Source organism: Microbacterium sp. Z12_35 (genome assembly GCF_058310475.1).
This window is the reverse complement of sequence record NZ_JBZEGJ010000001.1, coordinates 972157-982741: the sequence shown is the minus strand read 5'-3', so window position 1 is coordinate 982741 and position 10585 is coordinate 972157. Positions and strand designations below refer to the sequence as shown.

At 69.1% G+C, this 10585-nt stretch carries 11 protein-coding genes; 9 read left to right on the top strand and 2 right to left on the bottom strand.

Going from position 1 to position 10585, the window contains the following annotated elements; translation table 11 throughout:
- Positions 1–163: 163 nt before the first annotated feature.
- Positions 164–1090 carry a heme o synthase gene (locus tag AC4FS1_RS04900; protein WP_491153137.1) on the top strand — a complete coding sequence of 309 codons (927 nt, stop codon included), beginning with the start codon at positions 164–166 and terminating at the stop codon, positions 1088–1090.
- Positions 1091–1174: 84 nt separating this feature from the next.
- Here the strand turns inward: AC4FS1_RS04900 and AC4FS1_RS04895 are convergent, their stop codons facing one another.
- Both AC4FS1_RS04895 and AC4FS1_RS04890 read right to left on the bottom strand, forming a co-directional pair.
- On the bottom strand, positions 1175–1696 hold the full coding sequence (locus AC4FS1_RS04895; RefSeq protein WP_491153136.1) for a dinucleotide-utilizing enzyme: 522 nt from the start codon (positions 1694–1696) through the stop codon (positions 1175–1177).
- A gap of 102 nt (positions 1697–1798) precedes the next feature.
- Complete coding sequence (locus tag AC4FS1_RS04890; RefSeq protein WP_491153135.1) at positions 1799–2770, bottom strand: COX15/CtaA family protein; 972 nt, start codon at positions 2768–2770, stop codon at positions 1799–1801.
- A gap of 255 nt (positions 2771–3025) precedes the next feature.
- Between AC4FS1_RS04890 and sufB the strand changes: the two genes are divergently transcribed.
- Genes sufB through AC4FS1_RS04850 form a run of 8 tightly spaced genes read left to right on the top strand, consistent with a single transcriptional unit; the run spans position 3026 to position 10583 of the window.
- A complete protein-coding gene (sufB, locus tag AC4FS1_RS04885) occupies positions 3026–4444 on the top strand; it encodes a Fe-S cluster assembly protein SufB (protein WP_491153134.1) in 1419 nt (472 codons plus the stop codon).
- On the top strand, positions 4445–5632 hold the full coding sequence (gene sufD / locus AC4FS1_RS04880; protein ID WP_491153133.1) for a Fe-S cluster assembly protein SufD: 1188 nt from the start codon (positions 4445–4447) through the stop codon (positions 5630–5632).
- Positions 5629–5955, top strand: coding sequence for a non-heme iron oxygenase ferredoxin subunit (locus AC4FS1_RS04875; RefSeq protein ID WP_491153132.1), 327 nt, complete (start codon positions 5629–5631; stop codon positions 5953–5955). The genes sufD and AC4FS1_RS04875 overlap by 4 nt, the downstream gene beginning before the upstream one ends.
- A complete protein-coding gene (gene sufC, locus AC4FS1_RS04870; protein ID WP_491153131.1) occupies positions 5956–6729 on the top strand; it encodes a Fe-S cluster assembly ATPase SufC in 774 nt (257 codons plus the stop codon).
- A 27-nt stretch (positions 6730–6756) separates the two neighbouring features.
- Complete coding sequence (locus AC4FS1_RS04865) at positions 6757–7086, top strand: metal-sulfur cluster assembly factor (RefSeq protein WP_484509409.1); 330 nt, start codon at positions 6757–6759, stop codon at positions 7084–7086.
- An 18-nt stretch (positions 7087–7104) separates the two neighbouring features.
- On the top strand, positions 7105–8058 hold the full coding sequence (locus AC4FS1_RS04860) for a Rossmann-fold NAD(P)-binding domain-containing protein (protein ID WP_491153130.1): 954 nt from the start codon (positions 7105–7107) through the stop codon (positions 8056–8058).
- Positions 8059–8067: 9 nt separating this feature from the next.
- Entirely contained in the window at positions 8068–9228 is a 1161-nt protein-coding gene (locus AC4FS1_RS04855) for a MalY/PatB family protein (RefSeq protein WP_491153129.1), read from the top strand.
- A complete protein-coding gene (locus AC4FS1_RS04850) occupies positions 9225–10583 on the top strand; it encodes an MFS transporter (RefSeq protein WP_491153128.1) in 1359 nt (452 codons plus the stop codon). The genes AC4FS1_RS04855 and AC4FS1_RS04850 overlap by 4 nt, the downstream gene beginning before the upstream one ends.
- Positions 10584–10585: the final 2 nt, after the last annotated feature.

The window sequence follows — 10585 nt, the reverse complement described above, 5'->3', positions numbered from 1 at the left end:
TCAGAGGGAGGGATGCGCTGGGCGCGCTTCGTTGCCAGCATAGCGAAGCGGGGAACTTGCCGGGTCGGTCGTGACGGCTTCCGACCTGCGTAGGACGAGACGGGGGCGCTCAGCCCCATGGCCTAGACTGAACGCACCGAAACGGTGCTCGAAACAGGGGGCGATGGACATCTCTACGACGACGAATGCGCCGTTGCCGACCGCACCCCGCTCCGTCGGTCGTACGATCCGCGCCTACGTCGCTCTCACCAAGCCCCGCGTGCTGGAGCTCCTGCTCGTCACGACCGTTCCGGTGATGATCCTGGCGCAGAACGGGCTGCCGAACCTGTGGCTCGTGCTGGCCACGGTGATCGGCGGGTCGATGAGCGCAGGATCGGCCGCCGCGTTCAACATGTACCTCGACCGCGACATGGACGCGCACATGCAGCGCACCAGTAAGCGTCCGCTCGTGACCGGCGAAGTCTCCCCCCGCGGTGCGCTCATCTTCGCGTGGACGCTGGCCGCAGTGTCCACGGTCTGGTTGCTGGTCACGACGAACTGGGTCGCCGCCGCGCTGTCGGCCGCCGCCATCTTCTTCTACGTCGTCATCTACACGATCCTGCTGAAGCGCCGTACCGAGCAGAACATCGTGTGGGGGGGCATCGCCGGATGCTTCCCGGTGCTGATCGGCTGGTCGTCGGTGACCGGAACGCTCAGTTGGTCGGCGCTCATCCTGTTCGTGCTCGTCTTCCTGTGGACGCCGCCGCACTACTGGCCGCTGTCGATGAAGTACAAGGACGACTACGAAGAGGCCGACGTGCCGATGCTCGGGGCGACGCGTAGCGGCCCGCAGGTCGGCCTGCAGGTCATCCTCTACGCGTGGGCGACCGTCGCGTGCTCGCTTCTCCTCATCCCCGTCGCCTCGATGGGCCTGGTCTACACGGTGTCGTCACTCGTGTTCGGCGGCTGGTTCGTTTACGAGTCACACCGCCTGTACTCCCGCGCCGTTCGGGGTACGGAGCCGCGTCCGATGCGTGTGTTCCACGCGTCGATCACGTACCTCACGCTGCTGTTCGTGGCGATCGCGGTCGACCCGCTCCTGCCGTTCTGACGCGGGACGCCGCCGAGAAACGACGATCCCGCCGAGACATAGCGCGTTGCGCTGTTTCTCGGCGGGATCGTCGTTTCTCGCGGGTCAGTCGCGGGCGTTAGCCGGCGGCGTCGCGGTGCTGGGGACCTCGACGTCGGGGCCTTCGGCGATCACCGGGTCGGTCGCGATGACCGGGTCGGTGTGCGTCGACGCTGCGGCGGGTGCTGCGGCCGGGGTGGCGGCGACGGGGGCGGCGGATGCGGCGGCCGGGGCGGACGCGGTGCTGGCGCTGTACTCCGGAGCGGGCGCGGCAACCTCGTCGTCGGTCCAGTCGATCGTCTCGATCTCTTCGACGGCGAGACGGGGGCGCAGGGTGCTGTACGTCGCGACGGCGAGGGTGAGCAGCAGGCCCACGAGCCCGGAGCCGAGGACGATGGCGGCGGCCAGAACGGCGGGCTGGCCCACGTAGACCTCGATCGTCGCCTCGGCGGACTGGCTCACGATGGCCGACTCGATGCGCGACAGGCGGTCAAGGACGAGCCAGGCGCCGACGCCCGTCAGGATGAGGGATCCGACCAGGAGCACCCAGAACGGGATGCTGCGGATCAGGCTGGGGCGTGAGGTCATAAGGGGCGTTCTCCTCGGTGATTTCCGGGCACGGTCGGCCGCGGCATCCCCCCAGCTTGACGCATCGGCATGGACATCGCCTCCGCGCCGTCCATGAATCCCCTATGTGGCGGACTTATCTCGCCGCGGGTCTTCGTCGGTCGCCGGGAGCTTCAGGTGCATGACGACCGCGGTCATCGCCGCGACCAGCACCACCGCGAGCACCATGTGGATGTTCACGAGGACGACGGGCAAACCGGCGCGAGCCTGCCACAGCCCCACTGCGGTCTGGGCGGCCTCGACGGCCAGCAGCAGCCCGACCCACAGGCGCAGGCGGAGACGCGACGGGGTGCGCCACGCGCCGACCAGCAGGATCAGCGTCGCGGCCAGGAGAGCGTAGGCGGGCCAGGAGTGGACGTGCTGCATGAACTGCGGGTCCAAGCCGTTGCGTGCAGCTCCGCCGTCTCCGGCGTGCGGCCCGGAACCCGTCACCAGGATGCCGACGACGACCGTGATGAGCACGAGCAGGCTCGTGACATGGGTGAGGGCGGCGAACCAGGCCGGCACGGCGCGCACGCGCGGGCCGGGTGTCGCGTAGACGCGGGCAACGAACACGGCCGACAGCGCCACGAGCACGACCGAGGCGAAGTAGTGCAGTCCGACGACGAACGGGTTGAGGTTCGTCAGCACCGTGATGCCGCCGATGATCGCCTGCAGCGGCACGTAGAGGCCGATGGCGAGGGCGAGCCAGAACAGGTCGGGCCGCGTGCGCCGCATCCTGACCACGAGGAGGAAGGTCGCGATGGCCACGGCGACGAGGACGAACGTCAGCAGCCGGTTGCCGAATTCGATCACCCCGTGGATGCCCATCTCCTCCGTCGCGACGAAGGAGTCCGCCGTGCACCGGGGCCACGTGGGACACCCCAAGCCCGATCCGGTCAGGCGCACCAGACCACCGGTGCCGACGATCCCGATCTGGACGATCAGCGTGGCCCAGGCCGCGGCGATCACCCGCCGGTCCACCCGCGCCGGAAGCCATTCCCGTCGTTGGCCGGAAACCCCGGAGCGGATCGGCACGGGAGTCTGCACGGACATGCGAGTCGCCTCCTGGACGCTGCTGACGAGGGGCGGCCGACGCGGCGGCGGCGGCCCCGGGGAAGAGCCGGAACCTGTAGAATCAAAGGGTTCGGGATGCGGACGCTGCGCGTTTCGCATCACTGACAGTCTAGGCGCGGGAATTGCGCCCACAGAGCGGGCCCACCGACGGCTTCCCCCCTCCGGAACTCCACGGAGGACGTGGGAATTCCGGGGCGGATCACACCGTTGCGGCCCGAGAGGAGAGTGACCGACATGGCTGATGTCCTGATCGACCGGCCCGAACTCGAGAGCCTCGGCGTCTACGAGTTCGGATGGCACGACGCCGATGCCGCTGGCGCCAGCGCAAGGCGTGGGCTGAGCGAAGCCGTCGTGCGCGATATCTCTGCCCTGAAGGCCGAGCCCGAGTGGATGCTGAAGACCCGCTTGAAGGGGTTGCAGCTGTTCGACCGCAAGCCCATGCCGACCTGGGGTGCAGACCTCAGCGACATCGACTTCGAGAACATCAAGTACTTCGTGCGCTCCACCGAGAAGCAGGCGCAGACGTGGGAAGACCTCCCCGACGACATCCGCAACACCTACGAGCGCCTGGGCATCCCCGAGGCCGAGCGTCAGCGGCTGGTGTCGGGTGTGGCGGCTCAGTACGAGTCCGAGGTGGTCTACCACCAGATCAACGAGCAGCTCGAAGCCCAGGGCGTCATCTTCATGGACACTGACACGGCCCTGCGTGAGCACCCCGAGTTCTTCACCGAGTATTTCGGCAGCGTCATCCCCGCGGGTGACAACAAGTTCGCCGCGCTCAACACCGCGGTGTGGTCGGGCGGATCGTTCGTCTACGTGCCGCCCGGCGTGCACGTGGAGATCCCTCTCCAGGCCTACTTCCGGATCAACACCGAGAACATGGGTCAGTTCGAGCGGACGCTGATCATCGCCGACGAGGGTTCCTACGTTCACTACATCGAGGGCTGCACGGCTCCGATCTACAAGAGCGACTCGCTGCACTCGGCCGTCGTCGAGATCATCGTGAAGAAGAACGCCCGTGTGCGGTACACGACCATCCAGAACTGGTCGAACAACGTGTACAACCTCGTCACCAAGCGTGCCGTCGCCCACGAGGGCGCGACGATGGAGTGGGTCGACGGAAACATCGGGTCCAAGGTCACGATGAAGTACCCGTCGATCTTCCTGATGGGCGAGCACGCCAAGGGCGAGACCCTGTCCGTCGCCTTCGCCGGTCCGGGACAGCACCAGGACGCTGGCGCGAAGATGATCCACATGGCGCCCTACACGCAGTCCTCCATCGTGTCGAAGTCGATCGCCCGCGGCGGTGGCCGCGCCGGTTACCGCGGCGAGGTCCGCGTCGACGCCAACGCGCACCACTCCGCCAACACCGTCCGGTGTGACGCGCTGCTGGTGGACTCCATCTCGCGCAGCGACACGTACCCGGCGATCGACATCCGTGTCGACGACGTCCAGCTCGGCCACGAGGCCACGGTCTCCAAGGTCAGCGAAGAGCAGCTCTTCTACCTGCAGTCGCGCGGCATGCCCGAAGACGAAGCGATGGCGATGATCGTCCGCGGATTCATCGAGCCGATCGCACGGGAACTGCCCATGGAGTACGCCCTCGAACTGAACAAGCTCATCGAGATGGGCATGGAAGGATCCGTCGGCTAAATGACGACCGCGACCGCCCCCCTGCCGGGAAGCTCAGCGCACACCGACGGAGGATGGGACCGGGCCGACGTGCCCGCCGCGCCCATCCAGACCCGTTCCGAGCGACCCTGGTCTTTCAACCCCGCCGACTTCGGCGCCCCCACCGGGCGTGAGGTCAACTGGAAGCACACTCCGATCGACCGCCTCGGTGGTGTGCTGGCGCCCGGGGATGATGCATCCGCTGTGCGTGTGGTGACCGGGAACGCCGCCGCGTACCTGGTGGCCGACTCCACCGTGCGGGGCGAGTTCTTCCGCCCCGAAGATCTGCCGGCCGCCATCGCGTGGCAGCGCGCCGGCGACGGACTGCATGTCCGCATTCCGGCGAACGAAGACCTCGCCGAGCCGCTGCGCATCGACCTCGTCGGCGAGCGCGCCGACGGGTTCGGTGCCGCGCACATCGTGCTGGAGGCGCTTCCGAACTCCCGCGCGACGGTCATTCTGTACCACTCCGGATCGGCGCAGTACGCGCAGAACCTCGAGATCCTCGTCCGCGACGGGGCGCAGCTGACCGTCATCTCGGTGCAGCGCTGGAACGACGACGCCGTGCACGCCGCCACCCACCAGGCGCGGGTCGACCGTGACGCCAAGCTCATCCACGGGGTGGTGACGCTCGGCGGCAGCGTCGTTCGCGTCAATCCCTCCGTCGAGCTCGCCGGTTCCGGCGCCGAGGGCCGGATGTTCGGTCTGTCCTTCGCCGACGCCGGCCAGCATTTCGAGTCGCAGGTGTACCTGCACCACAAGGGTCCGCACACGGTCGGCGACGTCCTCTACAAGGGAGCCCTGCAGGGCGTGAGCGCGCGCAGCGTCTGGATCGGCGACGTGCTCATCGGGCGGGATGCTGTAGGCACCAACTCGTACGAGGCCAACCGAAACCTCGTGCTCACCGACGGTGCCCGGGCCGACTCCATCCCGAACCTCGAGATCGAGACGGGCGACATCCTCGGTGCCGGCCATGCCAGCGCCACGGGCCGGTTCGACGACGAGCAGCTGTTCTACCTGCAAGCGCGCGGCATCGACGAGGAAGAAGCACGACGACTCGTCGTGATCGGCTTCCTCAGCGAGATCGTGCAGCGCATCGGCGTCCCCGACCTCGAGCGGGAACTCGCCGCGGAGATCGAGCGCGAACTGGTCGAAGGCGAGGCACTGTGAGTGCCGCGCGTGTGTGCGCCCTGAGCGCGCTGGAGACCGACACCCCGCTGCGCGTCGAGGTGGGTGGCGTCCCGATCGCCGTCGTGCTCGACTCCCACGGCGACGTGCACGCCATCGGCGACACGTGCACCCACGGCGAGGTTTCGCTCTCCGAGGGGTTCGTCGAAGACGACACGCTCGAGTGCTGGGCGCACGGCTCGGCGTTCTCGCTGCGCACCGGACACCCCCTGAACCTCCCGGCCTTCGAGCCGGTGCCCGTCTATGTCGTCGAGATCGACGGCGATGACGTGCTCATCGACCCCACCCGAACGAAGGAAGTCTGAATGTCTGTCCTCGAGATCCGCGACCTCCATGTGACGGTCGAGACGGATGCGGGCACCACGCCCATCCTCAACGGCGTCACCCTGACGATCGGCACGGGAGAGACGCACGCGATCATGGGCCCCAACGGGTCCGGCAAGTCCACCCTGGCGTACACGATCGCCGGTCACCCGAAGTACACCGTCACGTCGGGTTCGATCACCCTCGACGGCCAAGACGTGCTGGCGATGACCGTGGACGAGCGCGCCCGCGCCGGCCTCTTCCTCGCGATGCAGTACCCGGTGGAGATCCCCGGCGTCACCGTGACGAACTTCCTCCGCACCGCGAAGACCGCGATCGACGGCGAGGCGCCCAGCATCCGCGCCTGGACGAAGGACGTCAAGCACGCCATGACGAACCTGCGGATGGACCCGAAGTTCGCCCAGCGCAACGTCAACGAGGGCTTCTCCGGTGGTGAGAAGAAGCGCCACGAGATCCTTCAGCTCGAGCTGTTGCGGCCGAAGATCGCCGTCCTCGACGAGACCGACTCCGGCCTCGACGTCGACGCGCTCAAGATCGTGTCGGAGGGCGTCAACCGCGCCAAGGCCTCCAGCGACCTCGGCGTGCTGCTGATCACCCACTACACGCGCATCCTCCGCTACATCCGCCCCGACTTCGTCCACGTGATCGTCAGCGGACGCATCGTCGAAGAGGGCGGCCCGGAGCTTGCCGACCGACTCGAAGAAGAGGGCTACGACCGCTTCATCACCGAGGCCGGAACCTCCGTCGACGCCTGACGGCGACGCCAAGCATAGGATCGTGACATGACCGCAACCCTCGCACCTGACAAGTACGACGAGGTCACCGAGTCGCTCAAAGACGTCATGGACCCCGAACTCGGGATCAACGTCGTCGACCTCGGCCTCATCTACGACCTCGCCTGGGACGACGAGAACGACGCACTGGTCATCCACATGACGCTCACGTCGGCCGGCTGCCCGCTCACCGACGTGCTCGAGGAGCAGACGGCTCAGGCCCTGGACGGCGTCGTCGAGCGCTTCCGCATCAACTGGGTGTGGATGCCGCCGTGGGGTCCCGAGCGGATCACGGACGACGGGCGCGACATGATGCGTGCCCTCGGCTTCGCCATCTGACCGCCTGTCACCCGGCCGATGCGAAAGGTCCTGATCCTCGGGGGTACCGGGTGGCTCGGGGGAGCGATCGCCCGGGCGGCGCTGGCCGATGGATCTGACGTCACCTGCTTGGCGCGCGGACGGTCGGGAGCGGTTCCGGCCGGTGCGAACCTCGTTGCGGCCGACCGGTCGGATCCCGGCGCGTACGACGCGGTCCGCGGCGCATGGGACGACGTGGTCGAGGTCTCGTACGACAGCGGCTTCGTCAGCGCCGCCCGCGAGGCCCTCGCCGGGTACGCCGGGCACTGGACCCTGGTGTCGAGTGTGTCGGTGTACCGGCGCAATGACGAGCCCGGTGCCGACGAATCCGCCGATGTCGTCGAGGGGGACGATCCTGCCGACTACGCGCAGGCCAAAGTCGCCGCGGAACACGCATCCGCCCGCACTTTCGCCGAGCGGCTCCTCATCGCCCGTGCGGGTCTGATCGTCGGTCCGGGAGATCCCACCGATCGGTTCGGATACTGGCCGGCGCGGATGTCCCGGGGCGGGCGGGTCCTCGCCCCGGTGACGGCGGACCGCTTCGTGCAGGTCATCGACGTCGACGATCTCGCGCAGTGGATCGTCCGTGCCGGCGCCACGGGTGTGGCCGGCACGATCAACGCGGTGGGCGCACCGATGCCCTTCGACGACTTTTTCGCCGCCGCGCGGAACGTGACCGACTTCGACGGCGAGATCGAGGCGCGCGACGATCGGTGGCTTGTCGAGCGCGATGTCCGCTACTGGTCCGGCCCGCGGTCCCTGCCGCTCTGGTTGCCGATCGGCGACACCGGCTTCGCTCGCCGGAGCGATGCTGCCTTCCGTGCGACCGGCGGGGCGACGCGTCCCCTGCCGGAGACCCTCACCCGCACGCTCGCCGACGAGGTGACGCGGGAAATCGACCGGACGCGCCGGGCGGGACTCTCCGCCGCGGAGGAGTCCGAGCTGCTGTCGTAGGCTCGTCGGGTGAGCGTCAACCCGCTGAGAGCACTGCCGATCGACGAGCTCCGCGAACGATCGAGCTCGAAGTGGCGGACCTACGGCGACGACGTCCTGCCGCTCTTCGTCGCCGAGACCGACTTCCCCCTCGCACCGGCCATCACGCGAACGCTGACCGACGCGGTGCGGCGCGGAGACACCGGCTACACGCCACCGGACCCCGGACTTCGCACCGCGTTCGCCGCGTTCGCCGACCGCCGCTTCGGCTGGAGCCCTGACCCGGCCCGGATGCGTTCCACGTGCGACGTCATGATGGGGATCGTGGAGGTGCTCCGCGCCCTCCTCAGCCCCGGCGACCGGGTCGTGGTCACGCCACCGGTGTACCCACCGTTCTACGACGCCATCCCCGAGGCCGGCGGCGTCGTCGAACGGGTTCCCCTGCGCGACACGGGCACGGGGTGGGAGCTCGACCTCGACGCCATCGACCGGGCGCTCGCGGGTGGGGCGCGGGCCGTCCTTCTGTGCAACCCCCATAACCCGACCGGAACGGTGCATGCGCGCGAGATGCTCGCGGAACTGGCGTCGATGGCGGCGCGACATGGCGCGGTCGTCCTCAGCGACGAGATCCATGCGCCACTCGTCCAGCCGGGCACACCGTTCACCCCGTTCCTCTCCGCCTCCGACGACGCGGCGGCGGTCGGGTTCGCGCTCGTCAGCGCGAGCAAGGCGTTCAATCTGGCGGGCTTGAAGTGTGCGCTCATGGTCGCCGCATCCGATGCCCACGCCGGGGTGCTCCGCGGGATGCCGGCAGAGGTCGAATGGCGGACGGGTCACTTCGGCGCCCTTGCCTCCGTCGCCGCCTTCGCCCCCGAAAGCGACGGATGGCTCGACGCGCTCCTCGCCGCACTCGACGAGAACCGGCGCCTCCTGGCCGCGCTGCTTAGCGAGCACCTGCCCCGCGCGGGTTACCGCATCCCCGACGCCGGATTCCTGGCGTGGGTGGACGTGTCGGCGTACGGCTGGGGGGACAACCCCGCGCCGCGGATCCGCCGGGAGGCGCGGGTCGCCCTGCACCACGGGCCGCTCTTCGGGAACGAGGGCTCCGGGCACGTCCGCGTCAACTTCGGCTGTTCCCCCGACGTGCTCCGCGAGGCCGTGGAGCGCATCGGCGCGCTGGCGCGCGCGTGACCCTCCGCACACCGGCGAGCGGTGTCTGGAGCGCGCAGTTCGTCTGGGTGACGCTCGGCGCCGTCGCGCTCATCTTCCTCGCGGCCATCCAGTCGCTCGCGGTGACCACCGTCATGCCCGTCGTCAGCGCCGACCTCGACGGCGACGCCCTATACGCGGTCGCCTTCTCCGGCACGCTGGCCACCAGCGTCATCGGCATGGTCGCTGTCGGGGCGTGGTGCGACCGCGGTGGGGTGCTCGCCCCGCTGACCACGGCGGTGGTGCTCTTCGTCGTGGGACTGATGATCGCCGGGCTCGCCGGGACCATGGAGGTGCTCGTCGTCGGCCGCCTCATCCAGGGCCTGGGAACGGGCGGGCAGACCGTGGCGCTGTACGTCGTCGTCGCGCGGGTCTATCCGCCGACCCTGCACGGACGCGTGTTCGCCGCTTTCTCGGCGGCATGGGTCGTGCCGTCGCTGATCGGGCCCTTCCTCGCCGGTGCCGTCGCGGAGTTCCTGCACTGGCGGTGGGTCTTCCTCGGGGTCGCGGCGCTGACGGTCGTCGCTTTCGCCATGGTCGTCGCACGCCTGCGCGGGCAGCCGCTGGGAACCGACCACCCCGCGACGCAGCGCGTCGGTCCGCGGCTGGCGTGCGCGGCAGCAGTCGCGCTGGGGGCCCTGGCTCTCGGTCTCTCGGGCCGGCTCGGCGCACTGTCGTGGGCGGGAGTGATCGGGTCCGTCGTCGTCATCGGCCTGGCGGTGCGTCCTCTTCTCCCCGCCCGGACGCTGCTTCTGGGGCGTGGGCTGCCGAGCGTCGTGCTGATGCGAGGGCTGATCGCCGGTTCGCTCTTCGGTGCCGAGGTCTACATCCCCTACCTGCTGATCGACGAGTACGGGTTCTCGCCGACGTGGGCAGGTCTCGCCCTCACCGCCGCAGCGCTGTCCTGGGCGACTGCGGCGGAGGTGCAGGGGCGGGTCGGGGATCGCCTCGGGAACACGCGGATCGCCGTGATCGGTACGGCCATGCTCACCACCGCGACCGTCACGGCGCTCCTCACGGCGCTCCTCCACGTCCACCCCGCGCTGCTGATCGCGGGCTGGGCGTTCGCCGGCGGCGGGATGGGTCTCATGTACCCCCGCCTGACGGTTCTGACGCTCGCCTACTCGACACCGCAGAATCAGGGTTTCCATTCGTCGGCGCTGTCGATCTCCGATGCCCTCGGAACGGCCATGACGATCGCGGTCATGGGGCTGGTCTTCACCGCTCTGACGGGTGCCGGCGGCGGTTTTTCCGCGGTGCTCGCCATCGCGGCCGCCCTGGCGGTGTTCGCGATCGTGCCAGGGCTGCGTCTGGGTCGCGCGCGCGAGCGGCCTTGACC